Source organism: Pseudomonas tohonis (assembly GCF_012767755.2).
In the GTDB taxonomy this organism is placed as follows: Bacteria; Pseudomonadota; Gammaproteobacteria; order Pseudomonadales; family Pseudomonadaceae; genus Metapseudomonas; species Metapseudomonas tohonis.
Genome location: NZ_AP023189.1, coordinates 3,395,039 through 3,411,590, shown reverse-complemented (window position 1 = coordinate 3,411,590; position 16,552 = coordinate 3,395,039). Strand labels below are relative to the sequence as shown.

Below are 16,552 nucleotides of genomic sequence, written 5' to 3'. Positions count from 1 at the left end.
ATCAGAACGCCAGGCTCACGCGGCCGTAGTAGTAGCCGCCACCCAGGCCGTAGGGCGAGAACATGCCGTACTCGTAGGTGCCGGCCCAGGGCACGATGCCGATGCTGTCCGGGTATTCGTCGAACAGGTTGTTGGCGCCCAGGGCCACGGTGAGGTTCTGGGTGACGTCGTAGGCGACGTCGATGTCGGTGATCCACTTGGCGCTGTAGGTGCGGTCGTTGGCCGGGATGTTCGAGCCCTCGGTGTACTCGCCGTAGCGGGTCAGCGTCAGGTTCAGGGTCCAGTCGTCCACCTTGTAGTTGGTGTTGATGATCCACTTGTCCTTGGGCGTGGCCTTGGTCAGGTCGGTCTGCTGCTGGCGGTCGAACAGCACGTAGCCGGAACCCAGGCTGGAGAGCTCGGACGGCGTCTCGGCGAGGTCGCGGATGGTGGTCTTGTTGCGGTTGTAGGCCAGGCTCCAGCGCACCGTGCCGTACTCGTCCAGCGGCTGGCGGTACTCGGCCACCAGGTCGACGCCCTTGGTGCGGGTGTCGGCGGCGTTGGCGAAGTACTGGCCGGAGAGGTTCGGCGACAGGCCGTTGGCCACCAGGATCGCCGACACCGCCGGGCCGGTGAGCACGCCGGTCTGCAGGATGCGGTCGTCGATGTCGATCAGGTAGAAGTCGGCGGTCAGGCGCAGGCGGTCGGTGGGCTCGGCGGTGAAGCCCAGGCTGTAGTTGCGCGAGGTTTCCGGTTCCAGGGTCTCGGCACCGAGGGCGATGGCTTCCGGCGAGCCGGGGCGCATCTGCTTGGTGCGCGCGGTGGTGGTGGAGCCACCGCTACCGAAGATGGTCACCGAGCTGGTGGAGGAGAACACGTTCTGCGCCAGGGACGGTGCGCGGAAGCCGTTGCTCACCGCCGCCCGCACCGCATAGCCCGGGGCGAACTCGTAGCGGGTGGTGAACTTGCCGCTGGTGGTTTCGCCGATGTCCTGGTTGTACTTCTCGTGGCGCAGGGCGAAGGCGGTGTACCACTCGGGCGTGATGTTGAGGCCGAAGTCCACATAGGCGGCGCCGCTGTGGCGGATCATGTCGCCGGCGTCCTCGGGGGTGGTGCCGTTGACCGAGAACAGGCCCGGGTCCGGGCGCGTGCCGGCGCTGGGACCGCTGGGGATCACGTAGCTGCCGTAGTTGTAGGAGTTGGGTTCGCCCTCGGCGAGCTCGTATTTCTCCCAGCGGTACTCGATGCCGAAGGAGGTTTCCAGCGGGCTGCTCCAGCCGATGTCCAGCGCGCGGCTGAAGTCCAGGTTGGTGGTCCACTGGTCGAAGATCTCGTCGGTCAGGTGGAAGCGCCGCTGGCTCAACAGCGGGTTGTTGGAAAGGTTGAGGTTGTTATCGGTGTAGAGCTCGGCCTTGTCGCGGCCGTAGGTGGTGGACAGGTCCCAGTCCCAGTCGGCGGCCAGGCCCTTGAGCCCGCCGAGGAACTGGTAGTCGGTCTCCTCCACCTCACGGGTGGCCTGGCCGCCCTTGGGGTACGGCGCATTGGGCAGCCAGGTGGTGGCGGTGATGTCGCTGGGCGCGCGGTGGCCCAGCACCTTCTTGCCGTCGCGGTAGCTGAGGGTGGAGAAGGAGTAGAACTTGAGGTCATCGCCCAGCGGCAGCTCCAGGTTGTAGGCGCTGCTGTAGGTGCGGTCGCGGCCCAGGCCGTACTCCTCGCCCCAGCCGTGGCGCTGGGTGATGCGCGGGTCGGGCTGGCCGTTGGCGAGGGTGCCGAAGTTGCCACGCACCGCGCCGGCACGGTCGTAGGGCTCCTGCACCTTGGCGTCGAAGGAAAGGTTGAAGAAGCCGCCCTCCCCCAGGCCGAAGCCGAAGTTGGCGGCCTCGTGGCCGGTGGTGCCGTCGCCGCTGTAGTACTGGCCGAGGGAGCTGTCCGAGGTGATCCCCTCGGCGTCCTTCTTGAGGATGATGTTGATCACCCCGGCGATGGCGTCGGAGCCGTACTGGGCGGCGGCGCCGTCGCGCAGCACCTCGATGCGTTCGATGGCGGCGGTGGGGATCAGGTCCAGGTCCACCGGCACGGCGGCGGTGCCGACCCGGGCGTTGTTGTTGATCATCGCGGTGTTGTGGCGGCGCTTGCCGTTCACCAGGATCAGCACCTGATCACCGCCCAGGCCGCGCATGCTGATGCCACGCACCAGGAAGGCGGTGCCGCCGCCGTTGATGGTCGGTGCGTTGAAGGACGGCAGCAGGCGCGTGAGCATGTCCTTGAGGCCGTTCTGGCCACTGGTTTTCAGCTGCTCGCCGGAGATCACATCCACCGGCGCGGGGCTGTCGGTCACGGTGCGCTGCTGGCTGCCGCGCACGCCGGTCACCACCACGGTGGACAGGGTCGGGTCGCTGGCGGCCAGCGCCTCGCCGCCCAGGGCGAGGAGCAGCGCGGCGCTGAGGGGGGAAAGCGAAAAGGTCTTGCTGAAGGCGTTACGCATCACGGGACTTCCTGTAGGCGACCGCAACCCGGCCGCATCTGGCTCGATCTGTGGGGGATTGGGTCAGCGGGCCTTGGCGGCCACCGCCTCGACTTCGATCAGCGCGCCGGGCAACACCAGCCCGGCCACCTGCACCGTGGTGCGGGTCGGCTTCAGCGGCTGCTTCTCGCTGCCGAAGAACTGCCGGAAGCCGCGCTGCAGGCCCTCGAAGTCCATGCGCCCGTCCAGTTTCGGGTCGCCCACCAGGTACACCCGCAGTTGCACCACATCGCCCAGGCCGAGGCCGCGCGGGGCCAGGGCTGCCTCCACCTTGCGAAGCACGGCGACGGTCTGCGCCTCGGTGTCGCCGGCGGCGCGCAGGTCGTCCTTGGCGGCCTTGGGGTCGGCAGGGTCCGGGAGGATGCCGGAGACGAAGGTCAGCGCCGTGCCCGGCGGCAGGGTCGCCGACTGCAGGATCGGCGAGTTGGGATAGGTCGAGGGCACCCGCTCGATCTCCGCGGCCTGGCCGACGGTGGCGAAAAGGACCCCCAACCCCAGAAGGGCATGTTTGAAAGGCATCGCGAAAGCTCCAAGGTCTGTGTTGGCGCCAGCCTCGGAGGTCCGCTACCTGGCAGGTGGATCTGGTTATGGATGCGGCGCGGCGTGGTTCAGGCCGTTTGCCGGTGTTGCGACGTGCCTTGCGCACGCTCGAAGATGTTCCGCACCACGCGCCGGGCAGCGCCGGCGGCGGCTTCCTGCCAGATGCCCACGCCGCTGTGGGCGAGGCCGTCGCTGGTCAGGTGCACGCGGCCCTGGGCCTGGTTGAGCAGGCCGTAGTCCGGCTCCGCCACCTCGTGGCTGATCCAGGGGCCGAGGCTGTGGGGAATGCGGTTCCAGGCGATGGCCAGCGGCTTGCGCAGGTCCTGCCCGTGGCCGGGGTGCAGCAGCTCCACGGCCTGGCGCGACAGGGCGATCTGCTCGTCGATGCCCTTGTCGCCGAATTTGCGCGCCACCTCGCCGTTGTTGTACGCGGCGATGAGGATGCCCTCGGCCTGGTTGAAGCCGCCGCTGGGGTACCAGAGCCCGGAGGCCTCCTGGTTGATGAAGGAAAGCCCGCCGTAGATCTGGTAGTCGGTCTCCCAGAAGCGCCGCGACTGCCAGGCCACCTTGTTGGCGTAGCCGAACTGCACCGCCGAGATCGCCTGGCGCACCGGGGCGGTGAAGTTGCTGTCGATCCTGGCCAGCAGCGGCAGCGGCAGCGCGATCACCGCGTAGTCGCTGGTCACCTGCTGCTCGCGGCCGCTGCGGCGGTCGCGGTAGCCGATCTCCACGCGGTCCTCGTGGTTGCGGATGGAGCGCACCTCCGCCCCCAGACGCAGGGACGACTGCAGGTGGCGCTGGAAGGCCGCCGGGATGCGGTCCATGCCGCCCACCGGCTGGAACATGGTGGGCGAGAACTCCGGGTATTCGTCGATCATCAGCGCGGTGCCCAGGGCCGGGTTGAGCAGCGTGCGCAGCGGCAGCGGCTCGTTCTTCTGCGCCAGCTGGTCGCCGGCACCGGGCCAGACCTTGTAGCCGGAGCGCGCCGAGCCGAGGTAGTCGAGCTTCTCCGACAGGTCACCCCAGGTCTTGAGGAAGCCCAGCAGGTTCTGCCGGTCGGCCGCGTTCAGCTCCTGGTCCAGGGCCTGGCGGTTGACCGCCTTGGCTAGCAGCTCGGCGATGTGGCCACGGCTGTCGTTCACCGCCTGGCGGATCTGCATCGGCGGCGCGGACAGGTCCGGGCGCACCAGGGCGTTGCGGCTGGTGTTGACCAGCACCTCCAGCTCCACGCCCAGCTCGCGGCAGTAGCCGAGCATCAGCTGGTGGTGGCTGGGCAGGCGCGCGGGGCCGGCGTTGAAGTAGAAGCCTTCGTCGAAGTCGGCGACCTGGGTGGTGCCGTCGGTGTACTCGACGCGATCGCCACGGCGCAGCGTCCAGTTGCGCCCGCCGACCCGCTCGCGGGCCTCCAGCAGGGTCACGGCGAAACCGGCCTTGCGCAGCTCGTAGGCCGCCACCAGCCCGCCGATGCCGGCACCGACCACGGTTACGCTGGCGCCCTGCCCCAGCCCGCTGGCCGGTTGCAGCGCCGCGTAGTTCTCCTGGCTGGCACCCGTGGCCGGGCTCATCACCCCGAGCACACCCATGGCCGCCATGGCGGCGCGGTAGCCCCCAACGGCACCGATACGGGCGATGAGCTGTCGTCTGGTCAAAGGCATTGCAGGCACTCTCCTTGATTCCCTTCCACCAGGCACGGCTCGCCCGATGGCGCCCTTCCCTGGCTGCATCCGGATATCGCATCCGGTTATAGATTTACATACGAGAGCTTCGAAATCGCTCTATGTGGAGCCATCCTATGGGGCGGAATTTGATAAGAGAAATACATTTTGAGCATATGCAAATATTAAAATGTTTCATTTTTACCAATCCGCATATTGCGCGAAACGCATAATCATCTTGAAACATCATGCCCGCTCGACCCAAGGCACGGGCGGCGCGGTGTTGGCGGGAGCGCGGAGCTGACGAGACGGGATGGCGATCGTAGGAGCGAGCTCTGCTCGCGAAGGGCGTGGCACCACCGCAGGTTGGGCTGAGGTACGAAGCCCAACGTTGCGGGGTTGGAGATCACTGCGTTGGGCCTCGCTGCGCTCGGCGCCAACCTACGGTCCGTAGCCCGGACTTCAGTCCGGGCTACCGCCCACTCCAACCTTGCGGACGCACTGGGCACACTCCAACCGCAGTGGTTACGATCACCGTTTCAGCCAATCACCACAGCTTATGACCAGGACCATGCATATCTATCTGCTCATGCACATCTGTGAATCATCAGACGGGATTCGAGACCATCGAATCATTGGCGCGTATGCCTCTCGAGAGGACGCAGAGCGCTCGGCAAAAAAGCTCAAGAAACAACCCGGATTCGTGGAGCATCCCGATGGTTTCACCACCCTCAGCTATGAACTGGGAAAGGATCACTGGGCAGAGGGCATAGTCAGCTGGAGTTCGGAGGAAGCTCTCGAATTCGAGATGGCCTGCTCCGAGTTGGTTACGCATACCGCGCACATGAACACCCTGTCCTATCTGTTTGCCAGGGAAAGCGGTAGATGGTTCCGGCTAAGTGAACTGATTGCCAAGGACGACTGGAGAGGTACGGACGATGGCTACCGGGAGGCTTCGATAATTTGGCTGCCGGCGCCCGAGGGTGATTCGGGCTACGCCCTGGTTCTGATCCGCAGGAATGACACGGGGCATAGTTTTACCGCGACCTACAACATGAACGTGCTGCCAAGGTACGAGGTTCATTGACCCTGCGCCTCACCAGTCTTCCGACGAGCACCCATCGTTTGTAGCCGGAGGATATCGGGGACATGGAGAACAGATGAAAAGGAAAGCCTCGCTGCGCATAGCAGCCTATTTGACTACTGCGGCCGCAGTGCTGCTACCCGCAATACCTTTCGCAGTCTTCCCAATGGCCCTTCTTGATTACAAGACCCCATCTTTCTGGGTCGGTGCTCTGCACAACCATGTTCTTCCGGCAATGGGCAGCATGAGTCCAGAGAATCCATACAGGCGGCTCTGGGCGCAATACATCACCTGGGTATGCGATCAACATGGCGATCGCTGCAGCACCCAAGACGGACCGCCCTGACGAATAGCGGTGTCGGCGATCACTGCGTTGGGCCTCGCTACGCTCGGCGCCAACCTACGGTCCGTAGCCCGGACTTCAGTCCGGGGGCAGCGGAAACCCCGCTCCCGGGCTGAAGCCCGGGCTACTTCGAGGTGGCGTTTGCTTCCGCTACCGCCAGCACCCGCAGCAGGTTGCCGCCCCAGATCGCGGCGAGGTCCTGCTCGCTGTAGCCGGCGGCGAGCAGGCGTTGGCTGATGCGTGGCAGGTCGCTGACGTCGCGCAGGCCTTCCACGCCGCCGCCACCGTCCCAGTCGGCGCCGATGCCGACGTGTTGCGGGCCGACCACATCGAGGATGTGCAGCAGGTGCGCCATGAAGTCGTCCAGGCGTGTGGGTGGCAACGGGTAGCGTGCATCGGCCTCGCGAATACGCCGAGCGAGGTCGGCCACCTGTTCCGGGGAGAGGCTGGCGGCCAGGCGGAACTCGCGGTACAGCGGCGCCAGGACCTTGTCCCGCTCCGGGTTGGGCGCACGCGGCACGAGATCGCTGGGGAAGCTGTTGACCTGCACCACCCCGCCCTTCTCCGCGAGCCTGCGCAGGCGCGCGTCGTCGAGGTTGCGCGGGTGCGGGCCGATGGCGCGGGCGCCGGAGTGCGAGGCGATCACCGGCGCGCGGGACAGCGCCAGCACCTGGTCGAACACCGCGTCGGAGGCATGGGACACATCGATGAGAATGCCCAGCCGGTTGGCCTCACCCACCAGTTCGCGCCCGGCCGGGCTGAGGCCGTGCCATTCCGGCAGCGCGGTGGCCGAGTCGGCGAATGAATTGTTCTGCGCGTGCACCAGGCCGAGCATGCGCAGCCCCAGGCGCTGGTAGGTGGCCAGGCGGCCCGGGTCGGCGGCCAGGGGCTCGGCGTTCTCCATGCTGATCAGCACCACGCGGCGCCCCGAGGCGACGATGCCGGGCACCTCATCCGCCCGCGTGGCCAGGGCGAGTTCATCGGGCCGCGCGGCGACCATGTCGCGGATGCGCGTGATCACCGCCAGGCCGTGCTCGCTGGCCAGGGTGCGCCCCTCCGGCGTGCGCGGGCCCTGGGGCGTGAACACGGCGAAGAAGCCGCCATCCAGCCCGCCCTCGCGCATGCGCGGCAGGTCGACCTGGGACAGGTCGTCGGCGTAGCGATGACGCTGGCTGATGTCCCAGCCGGGCCGCGCCAGTTGCATGGGGGTGTCGAGGTGGCTGTCGAGTACCAGCAGCCGCTCGTGGAGGGCGCGGATAGCGGGCGGGACGTCGGCGGCCTGGGCGCTGCCGGTGAGCAGTGCCAGGGCGATCAGGGTTGGCTTGAGGTGCATGGAACCGATCCTTGGATGCCTGGGGTACGTGACGGGCTCAGCCCCAGCGGAAGCTCCGATCCCAAAGCGGCGCCACGTCCAGCCGCTGCGGCAGCACACCGGCCTCGAAGAAGGTGTCGGCAACGGCCTGCTGGGAGCGCACGGCGGCGTCGTCCACCGCCTGCAGCACGCGGGGCCCGCTCTGGGCCTTGTACTGGGCGAGGAACACCTCGCGGGGGATGCCGAGGATCTTCTCGCTCTTGGCCGCCCAGGCCTCCGGATTGTGCTGCACCCATTGCCAGCTGCGGTACTCGCGCTGGACGTAGTCCTCGATGGCCGCGCGCTTGCCCGGGTCGTCGATGGCGCGCTGGTTGGCAGCGATCACGTAGTTGCCGGAGAGGTAGCCCTGCCCCGTGCGCAGCACCCGCGCCCCACTGCGCAGCTCGGCCAGCTGGATGAAGTAGCCGAAGGTCACCCAGACATCCAGGTTGCCGTTCTGGAAGGCGGCGAAACCATCCTGGGGCGTCAGCGCGAAGGGCTGGATGTCGGCCAGGGTCAGGCCCTGCTCCTTCAATGCGCGCAGCAGCATGTAGTGCGAGGAGGTGGAGCGGATGTAGCCCACGCGCTTGCCCGGTAGCTCCGCCAGGGACTGCATGGCCGAGCCCTTGGGCACCACGAAGGCCTGGTTGTTGACGTCGCCGGTAAGCACGGCGATGAGCTTCACCGGCGCCTGGTTGCGGATGCCGAAGATCGGCGGGATCTCGCTCATGGGCGCCAGGTCCAGGGTGCCGCTGATCAGTGCCTCGAAACCGAGGTTGCCGCCGTTGAATTCGGCGTACTTCACCGCATAGGGCGGGCGCTCGATGCCTGCCTCGTCGAAGAAGGTGGGCGCCGCGCCCTTGTAGGTGGCCACGTTGAGGCCGATGCCGTTCCAGTCCCGGGCGAAGGCCGTGGGCAGCGCGCAGGCGAGCCCGGCCAGGGCGGAATACTGGAGGAAGTGACGGCGGTTCATGGGTGCTCCTTGCAATCAGTCGAGGAAGTCGGGCTCGTCGCGCAACAGGCGGTCCCAGTAGGGCTGGAAGCTGAACCAGCCGCCGAATTCGGTGCCCACCTGGCGTGCGGTGTGTTCGGCTACGGCCGGGGGAATGGGCCGGGGCGTGCCGGCGGCCTCGGCCAGCAGCTGGGCGTGGGCGGCGTTGTCCAGGGCGATGAAGCGCCAGACGGCTGCCTCCACGGTGCGGCCCACCGTGAGCAAGCCGTGGTTCTGCAGGATCAGCGCGACGTTGCTCGGCCCCAGGGTGGCGGCGATGCGCGCGCCCTCGCTGGCTTCCAGCACCACGCCGGTGAAGTTGTCGAACAGCGCGTGCTTGCCGTGGAAGGCGCAGGCGTCCTGGGTCAGCGGGTCGAGCAGGCGCCCGAGGCTGGACCAGGCCTTGCCATAGAGCGAATGGGCGTGGGCGGCGGCGACCACGTCCGGGCGCGCCTCATGCAATGCGGCGTGGATGGCGAAGGCGGCGAGGTTGAGTGCGCCCTGCCCTTCGACGATCTCGCCGTGGGGGTTGACCAGCAGCAGGTCGGACACGCGGATGTGGCCGAAGTACACGCCCACCGGGTTGACCCAGAAATGATCGGGGAACTCCGGGTCGCGCACGGTGATGTGCCCGGCGCCGCCCATGTCGAAGCCGTGGCGGGCGAACAGGCGGAAGGAGCCGGCCAGGCGCTGCTTGCGCAGCAGGCGCTCAGCCTCGACCGTGGGCTGCTGCGGCGGCTCCTGCCAGCGGAATACGGTGTGGCCGTCGCGGGGCAGCGAGTAGGCGGTGGGTTGCGGGGTGCCGGTGAGGCCGGTCAGCCTGGCGGTCATGCGGTTTCTCCTTGAAGGGCCGGCGGGCTCAGTAGCCACGCGGGGCCTGCACCAGGTTCTCCAGCGGTTGCCCGCTGTGGAAACGTTCGAGGTTGCGCGCCAGCAGCGCGGCGAGGTTGCGGTACACCTGCGGCGTGTTGGCCGAGGTGTGGGGGCTCAGCCGTACACGGGGATGGCGGTAGAACGGGTGCCCGGCCGGCAGCGGCTCGGGCTCGGTGACATCGAGGCTGGCGAGCGCCAGGCGCCCGTCGTCCAGGGCCTGCAGCAGTGCGGCCTGGTCCACCAGGGCGCCGCGCGCGACGTTGATCAGGTGCAGGCCGGGGCGCGCCGAAGCCAGGGTCTGGCGGTTGACCACGTGGTGCGTCTCGGCGGTGGCGGGCGCGGCCAGCACCAGGTGGTCGGCGCGAGCGAAGAGTTCATGGATGTCGGCGGCACGCTGCACGCCGTCCAGGCCGAAGGGTTGGGGTGAACGGCGCAGGGCGAGCACCTGCATGTCCAGCGCCAGGGCCTTGCGCGCCAGGTCCCGGGCGATGCTGCCGAAGCCGTAGAGGCCGAGGGTGCTGCCGGCCAAGGACGCCAGTGGGCGTTGCCGCCAGGCGTCGGCGCTGTCGATCCACAGCTCGGACAGTTGCTTGGCGGCGGCGAAGATGGCCGCCAGGGTGAACTCGGCGATGCTGCTGGCGGTGGCACCCCGGGCGCTGGCCACCGGCGGGCCGTCGAACAGCCAGGGCGGGAAGAAATCCAGCCCCGAGCTCACCAGCTGCACGAAGCCCAGGCCGAAGGGCCAGCCGGACGGCGGCTCGGCGGCGTTGCGCCAATCGGCGTGGGGCGCGGCGAGCAGCACCTGTACGTCCCCCGGCAGCGTGCTGGGCACCCCACGAGGCAGGTCCAGCACCTCCACGCCCGGCAGGCGCGCGCGCAGCAGGTCGTTGAAGGTGCCGTCCAGCTGGCTGGCGATGCGCGCCCGGCTCATGCCTGCCCGCCCCGGCTGGGCAAGGCGAACGCGGCGCGGCCGGCGGCGCCGAGCACGGCGTCGTTCTGCGGGGTGTGGATGCGGCTGCAGAGCACGTCGCGGTAGTGCCGTTCCAGCGGGTTGCCCCGGGCCAGGGCCGGGTTGCCGATGGCTTCCACGCCCAGCTCCACGGCGGTGATGGCCTGGGTGGTGACCAGGTACTTGACCTGGGTCGCCTCGCTGGCGGGGATGCGGCCTTCGGCGGCGGCGTCGAGCAGCACGCGGTTGGACAGCAGCAGCGCGTCGATGCGCCCCACCAGCTCCTGGAAGCGCGGCAGGCTGGAGAGCGGCGCGCCAAGGTTGGCCGGCGTGCGCTCGGCCAGCCAGCCCACCAGCCAGTCCCGGGCAGCGCGGGCGACGCCGTCGTAGATGCTGGAGAGCAGCACGGCGAGCCAGAGCACGCCGCTGGAGTCCAGCTCCGAGGGGCGCGGCTGGCTGGCGGGGAGGATGTCCACGGCGTATTCGTCGGGCACCAGGACGTCGTCGAAGACCACGTCGTGGCTGCAGGTGGCGCGCATGCCCAGGTGGTCCCAGGTTTCCTCGATGCGGATGCCCGGCGTGTCGCGGTGCACCAGCCAGGTACCGACGCGGGGCTCGGCTTCGTCGCTGCGCGCCCACACAGAAAGCCAGGTGAGCCCGGGAATGCCGGTGGAGTAGATCTTGCGCCCGCTGATGCGCCAGCCCTCGGGCACGCGCCGGGCGATGGTGCCCGGCAGGCCGCCACGGGCGGGGGTGCCCAGGTCCGGCTCCACGCGCAGGGCGTTGATCAGCGCCCCCTCTTCCACCGCCTCGCGGGCCAGGCGCAGGCGCAGGTGCTCGGGCCAGGCCTGGTTGGCCTGCAGGCGCGCGTGTTGCAGGTACTGCATCACCAGCACCAGGGCGGTGGACGGCTCGCCCCGCGCCACGGCGGCGATCACCCGGCGCGCCTGGGCCAGGCTGGCCTCGCTGCCGCCGAGGCGACGCGGCACGGTGAGGGCGATGAGGCCGTGTTCGTGCAGGCGGCGCAGGTTGGCATGGGGGAATTCGCCGTGGCGGTCGTAATGGGCGGCGCTGGCGGCGAACTCGTCGCTGAGCTGGGCCAGCAGGTCGGCGAAGGCCGGGGAGTCGAGGTCGGGCACGCGGGCCGTCTCCTTGGCGGTTTTCAGGTCGAGGCTCATCGTTGGGCGGTCCGTGCGAGGGTGTGGACGAAGGGGCTGGCCGGCGCTTCGACGCCGAGCAGGGTGAGCAGGTGCTGGCGCAGCTCCTGGAAGCCGCGGCTGGCCACCTCCCTTGGACGCGGCAGGCGCACGGGGATCTGCTCGGCGATGCGCCCGGCCTCCAGCACGACGACGCGATCGGCCAGCAGCACCGCCTCGTCGACGTCGTGGGTGACCAGCAGCACCGAGGGCTGGTGGGTGCGCCACAGCTCGATGATCAGCTGGTGCATGCGGATGCGGGTCAGGGCGTCCAGCGCGGCGAAGGGCTCGTCCAGCAGCAGCAACTCCGGCTCGCGCACCAGGGCGCGGGCCAGTGCCACGCGCTGCGCCTCGCCGCCGGACAGGGTGCCGGGCCAGGCGTCGAGGCGGTGGCCCAGCCCGACTTCCTGCAAGGCGGCCAGGGCGCGGGTCTGCGGGTTGGCGCCGCGCAGGCCGAGGGCGACGTTGCGCCAGGCGCGCTTCCAGGGCATCAGTCGGGGCTCCTGGAACACCGCCGCGTGGGCTTCGGGCACCTCCAGCGTGCCGCCGTCCACCGCATCCAGCCCGGCCAGGGCGCGCAGCAGGGTGGTCTTGCCCGAGCCGCTGCGCCCCAGCAGGGCGACGAATTCGCCGGCACCCAGCTCCAGGTCGAGGCCGTCGAGCACGGCCTGGCCGGCGAAGCGACGGGTCAGCCCGCGCACGCGCACCGGCGGGCGCAGGCGTTGCAGCGCAACATCCATGGTCAGTTCCTTATGAAGGTGGGGCGCCAGGCCAGGGCCAGGCGTTCGAGCAGGCGCACCAGGGCGTCGATGGACAGGCCCAGCACGCTGTAGACGATGAGGCAGATGACGATCACGTCGGTGCGCATGAAATCGCGGGCGTCGTTGACCAGGTAGCCGAGGCCGGCGCTGGCGTTGATCTGCTCCACCACCACCAGGCCGAGCCAGCTGATGCCGAAGGCGTAGCGCAGGCCGACGAAGAAGGACGGCAAGGCGCCTGGCAGGATGACGTGGACCACCAGTTCCAGGCGGCTGAGGCCGAACAGGCGCCCGGCTTCCACCAGCTTGGGATCGACGCCACGAATGCCGGAGAACAGCGTGAGGTAGACCGGGAAGGTGGTGCCGAGGGCGATCAGGGCGATCTTCGGCGTCTCACCCACGCCGAACCAGAGGATGAACAGCGGCACGATGGCCAGGAACGGCAGCGTGCGCAGCATCTGCACGGGGGAGTCGATGATCAGCTCGCCCCGGCGCGACAGGCCGGCCAGCAGGGCCAGCACCGTGCCGAGGGACACGCCTATGGCCAGCCCGCTGAGGGCGCGCTTGAGGGACACCCAGAGGTGCCCGGCCAGCTCGCCACTGGCGATCATCTGCCAGAGGGTGTCGCCGATGGCGCTGGGCGCGGCGATGATGCGCGCCGGCAGCAGGCCCGTGCGGGAGGCCAGCTCCCAGAGCAGGAGCAGCACCAGCGGGCTGACCAGGCGCAGGCCGAGGTTGCTCCAGCCCTTCCAGCGCAGGGGCGCCAGCAGGGCCGTCAGTGCGGTGCCCGGGGGCACCAGGGCGTTGCTTCGCCGGGACATTCCTTCTCCTCGCTCGGGGCCTTTCCAATGGTCGGGGGCCGCAGGCGGGAGGTTGGATCGAGCCCGCTGCAGCCTGGCTTGACCCACATGCTATCCATCTAAAAAACCGCAGTGAAATTCGATCTGGTTCTAATCTAATATACAAATCGCGCATCTAACCGATGCGGTTACATGCAAGATGCTTTGGTTATGAGCCTGCCGCAGCCCCTTCCTCCGCCTGGTGCGCCACGCGCTGGGCCACGGTTTCACCGAACAGCGCCACCGGCGCCTGCAGGTTGCCGAGGAAGCGCGGGTGGATCAGCCACAGGTCGATCACCGGCTTGAAGTCGCTCACCGGCACCACCTCCAGGCGCTCGCGGTGGCGGCTGTTCTCCAGCAGCGGGCGCGGCACCAGGCCGAAACCCAGGCCATTGGCGATCAGCCCCAGCTGCAGCTCGGTGCCGAAGGTCTCCAGGTTGATGCGCAGCGACAGCCCCTCGTCGCTCAGGGCGCGTTGCAGGCCGGCGCGGAAGCCGCAGCCATCGGGGTTCAGCACCCAGCCGCGCTGGTAGCAGTCGGCGAGCTTGCAGGAGCGCTTGCGCACCTCGCCCTTGGCCGCGACCACCACCAGGTCCATGCGCGCCAGGGAGCGCCCGACGATGCCTTCGGGGAACACCTTGCCCGCCGGGAACAGTGCCGCCACGGCGTCCAGCTCGCCGTTCTCCATCTTGCCCAGCAGGTGGCTGCCCCAGCCGGTGGAGACCTGGGTCTGCAGGTCCGGGTAGAGGGTCTTGAGCTGACTGAGGGCGTCCAGCAGCACCACGTCGCCCACCGTCTGCGGCACGCCCAGGCGCAGCACGCCGCTGGGGGAGGAATCGCTCAGCACCAGTTCGCGCAGGGCGTCCATCTCGCGCAGCACCGAGCGGCACTGCTCGTACACGCGCATGCCCATGGGCGTGGGCTTCAGCGGCTTGGTGTTGCGGTCCAGCAGGCTGACGCCGAGGGCCTCCTCGAAGTTCTGCACGCGCCGGGTGATGGCCGGCTGGGTGAGCTGCAGGGACTCCGCCGCCTGGCTGATCGACTGGCTGCGGATGACGGCCACGAATGCATCGATATCATCTATCTTCATTCTTTATTCGCATAATAAATGGCTGGAAGAATACGCAAGAAGAATAATATCTTTTGCCCCGGCACGGTAGCGGTTACCGCTGCGCACTCACGGACATCGAGGGAACCATGTCTCAAACGCCCAACCTCGGACGGCTACGCGGCTTCATCGTCGACCTCGCCGACCTCCTCGCCCAGGCACCGGACGAGCCACGGATACTCGACCAGGGCGCCGCGCTGCTGCGCGACCTGGTGAGCACCGACGACTGGCTGCCGGACGCCTACGCCCAGCCCAGCCCGGAGCGCTACCAGCAGTACCTGCTGCACGCGGACTCGCGCCAGGCCTTCTCCATCGTCAGCTTCGTCTGGGGCCCCGGCCAGTCCACCCCGGTGCACGACCACCGCACCTGGGGGCTGATCGGCATGCTGCGTGGCGCCGAACTCAGCCAGGGCTTCGCCCGCAACGCCGACGGCAGCCTGCGGCCCCAGGGCGCGGCCGAATCCCTGCAGCCGGGCGATGTGGTCGCCGTGTCGCCCCGGGTGGGCGACATCCACCAGGTGCGCAACGCCTTCGAGAACCGCACCTCCATCAGCATCCACGTGTACGGCGCCAACATCGGCGCGGTGCGCCGCGCCGTCTATGCCGAGGGCGGCGTCGAGAAGCCCTTCATCTCCGGTTATTCCAACCTCCACCTGCCCAATATCTGGGACCTGTCGAAAGAGAGCCTGGCGCCATGAGCCGCATCCCCCTTCGCCGTTTTGCCGACATCCGCTCCGCCCTCCTCGCCCACAAGGAAGTCGCCCTCATCGACCTGCGCGAGGAGGCGCCCTTCGCCGAGGCGCACCCCCTGTTCGCCGCCAACATCCCGCTGTCCAAGCTCGAACTGGAAGTGCTCGACCGCGTGCCCCGCCGCGACACCGCCGTGACCCTCTACGACGATGGCGAAGGCCTGGCCGAGCGCGCCGCCGAGCGCCTGCTGCAACTCGGCTACAACGACGTGGCCCTGCTGGAGGGCGGCCTGGCCGGCTGGCGCGAGGCCGGCGGCGAGCTGTTCCGCGACGTCAACGTACCCAGCAAGGCCTTTGGCGAACTGGTGGAAAGCCAGCGCCACACCCCCTCCCTCGCCGCTGAAGAGGTGAAGGCGCTGCTGGACGCCAAGGCCGACGTGGTGGTGCTCGACGCCCGCCGCTTCGACGAGTACCAGACCATGAACATCCCCGGCTCCATCAGCGTGCCCGGCGCCGAACTGGTGCTGCGTGTGCGTGAACTGGCGCCGGACCCGAGCACCCGGGTGATCGTCAACTGCGCCGGGCGCACCCGCAGCATCATCGGCACCCAATCCCTGGTGAACGCCGGCATCCCCAACCCGGTGGCCGCCCTGCGCAACGGCACCATCGGCTGGACCCTGGCCGGGCAGACACTGGAGCACGGCCAGCAACGGCGCTTCACCGACGTCAGCATTGAAACCCGCGAACAGGCCGGGCAGGCAGCCCGCGCCGTGGCCGACAAGGCCGGCGTACACCGCGCCAGCCTCGCGCAGCTGAGCGACTGGCGCACCGAGGCCGGCCGCACCACCTACCTGTTCGACGTGCGCACCGAAGAGGAATACCGCACCGGCCACCTGCCCGACGCGCGCTGGGTCGCCGGCGGCCAACTGGTGCAGGAAACCGACCACTACGCCAGCGTGCGCGGCGCCCGCATCGTCCTCGCCGACGACGACGGCACCCGCGCCAACATGACCGGCTCCTGGCTGGCGCAACTGGGTTGGGAGGTGCATGTGCTCGATGGGCTCACGGCAGCGGACTTCAGCGAGAGCGGCGCCTGGCGCCCCGCCCTGCCCGCCCTGCCCCAGGTCGAAGCCATCGCCCCGCAGACCCTGGCTACCTGGCTGGAGCATGGCGACACGGTGGTGCTGGACTTCACCGCCAGCGCCAACCACGTCAAACGCCACATCCCCGGCGCCCGCTGGGTGCTGCGTGCCCAACTGCGCGAAGCCCTCGCCACGGCTCCGAAGGCCGAACGCTATGTGCTCACCTGCGGCAGCGGCCTGCTGGCCCGCTTCGCCGTGGACGAAGTGGCGGCCCTCACCGGCAAACCCGCCTTCCTTCTCGACGGCGGCAACACCGCCTGGGTCGACGCCGGCCTGCCGGTGGAAGCCGGCGAAAGCGGCCTGCTGTCACAGCGCATTGACCGCTACCGCCGCCCGTACGAGGGCACCGACAACCCGCGCGAGGCCATGCAGGCGTATCTGGATTGGGAGTTCGGGTTGGTGGAGCAACTGGGGCGGGATGGGACGCACGGGTTCTTTGTGGTTTGAGCGGAAACTGCATGTGCAGTGTCGGATCAGAGTAGAGAGTGGCCGCTTTTAGGCAGGAGCGGCCGCTTAGTGAAGACAAAAACT

14 protein-coding genes are annotated in these 16,552 nt (G+C 68.8%); 3 read left to right on the top strand and 11 right to left on the bottom strand.

Annotation, left to right across the window (positions count from 1 at the left end; translation table 11 throughout):
• Window position 1 precedes the first annotated feature (1 nt).
• The 3 genes from HSX14_RS15605 to HSX14_RS15595 all read right to left on the bottom strand — a co-directional run bounded on the left by HSX14_RS15605 (window position 2) and on the right by HSX14_RS15595 (window position 4,698).
• Window positions 2-2,464 carry a TonB-dependent receptor plug domain-containing protein gene (locus HSX14_RS15605; protein ID WP_173175407.1) on the bottom strand — a complete coding sequence of 821 codons (2,463 nt, stop codon included), beginning with the start codon at window positions 2,462-2,464 and terminating at the stop codon, window positions 2-4.
• Window positions 2,465-2,527: 63 nt separating this feature from the next.
• Window positions 2,528-3,022 (bottom strand): RidA family protein, encoded by a 495-nt coding sequence (locus HSX14_RS15600; RefSeq protein ID WP_044402848.1) that lies wholly within the window; start codon window positions 3,020-3,022, stop codon window positions 2,528-2,530.
• A gap of 89 nt (window positions 3,023-3,111) precedes the next feature.
• Entirely contained in the window at window positions 3,112-4,698 is a 1,587-nt protein-coding gene (locus HSX14_RS15595) for a flavin monoamine oxidase family protein (RefSeq protein WP_173175409.1), read from the bottom strand.
• Window positions 4,699-5,269: 571 nt separating this feature from the next.
• Here HSX14_RS15595 and HSX14_RS15590 point away from each other — a divergent pair.
• On the top strand, window positions 5,270-5,785 hold the full coding sequence (locus HSX14_RS15590; protein WP_175384260.1) for a DUF7336 domain-containing protein: 516 nt from the start codon (window positions 5,270-5,272) through the stop codon (window positions 5,783-5,785).
• 464 nt (window positions 5,786-6,249) lie between these two features.
• On the opposite strand, the gene HSX14_RS15585 is transcribed toward HSX14_RS15590, so the two are convergent.
• From HSX14_RS15585 to HSX14_RS15550, 8 genes are all read right to left on the bottom strand, one after another.
• Entirely contained in the window at window positions 6,250-7,458 is a 1,209-nt protein-coding gene (locus HSX14_RS15585) for a dipeptidase (protein ID WP_173175411.1), read from the bottom strand.
• A 37-nt stretch (window positions 7,459-7,495) separates the two neighbouring features.
• On the bottom strand, window positions 7,496-8,449 hold the full coding sequence (locus HSX14_RS15580) for an ABC transporter substrate-binding protein (protein WP_044402856.1): 954 nt from the start codon (window positions 8,447-8,449) through the stop codon (window positions 7,496-7,498).
• 15 nt (window positions 8,450-8,464) lie between these two features.
• The gene (locus tag HSX14_RS15575) at window positions 8,465-9,298 is read right to left on the bottom strand and encodes a class II aldolase/adducin family protein (protein WP_074971354.1); all 834 of its coding nucleotides are present in this window, start codon (window positions 9,296-9,298) and stop codon (window positions 8,465-8,467) included.
• 28 nt (window positions 9,299-9,326) lie between these two features.
• Window positions 9,327-10,271 (bottom strand): D-isomer specific 2-hydroxyacid dehydrogenase family protein, encoded by a 945-nt coding sequence (locus HSX14_RS15570; protein WP_173175413.1) that lies wholly within the window; start codon window positions 10,269-10,271, stop codon window positions 9,327-9,329.
• The gene (locus tag HSX14_RS15565; RefSeq protein ID WP_044402862.1) at window positions 10,268-11,467 is read right to left on the bottom strand and encodes an acyl-CoA dehydrogenase family protein; all 1,200 of its coding nucleotides are present in this window, start codon (window positions 11,465-11,467) and stop codon (window positions 10,268-10,270) included. The genes HSX14_RS15570 and HSX14_RS15565 overlap by 4 nt, the downstream gene beginning before the upstream one ends.
• Window positions 11,464-12,225: an ABC transporter ATP-binding protein gene (locus HSX14_RS15560; protein WP_044402864.1), complete on the bottom strand. Its 762-nt coding sequence runs from the start codon at window positions 12,223-12,225 to the stop codon at window positions 11,464-11,466. The genes HSX14_RS15565 and HSX14_RS15560 overlap by 4 nt, the downstream gene beginning before the upstream one ends.
• Window positions 12,226-12,227: 2 nt before the next feature.
• A complete protein-coding gene (locus HSX14_RS15555) occupies window positions 12,228-13,064 on the bottom strand; it encodes an ABC transporter permease (RefSeq protein ID WP_083422403.1) in 837 nt (278 codons plus the stop codon).
• 187 nt (window positions 13,065-13,251) lie between these two features.
• Entirely contained in the window at window positions 13,252-14,172 is a 921-nt protein-coding gene (locus tag HSX14_RS15550; RefSeq protein ID WP_021221877.1) for a LysR family transcriptional regulator, read from the bottom strand.
• A 107-nt stretch (window positions 14,173-14,279) separates the two neighbouring features.
• Between HSX14_RS15550 and HSX14_RS15545 the strand changes: the two genes are divergently transcribed.
• Window positions 14,280-14,888: a cysteine dioxygenase family protein gene (locus tag HSX14_RS15545; RefSeq protein ID WP_173175415.1), complete on the top strand. Its 609-nt coding sequence runs from the start codon at window positions 14,280-14,282 to the stop codon at window positions 14,886-14,888.
• Window positions 14,885-16,468, top strand: coding sequence for a rhodanese-related sulfurtransferase (locus HSX14_RS15540; RefSeq protein WP_173175416.1), 1,584 nt, complete (start codon window positions 14,885-14,887; stop codon window positions 16,466-16,468). The genes HSX14_RS15545 and HSX14_RS15540 overlap by 4 nt, the downstream gene beginning before the upstream one ends.
• Window positions 16,469-16,552: the final 84 nt, after the last annotated feature.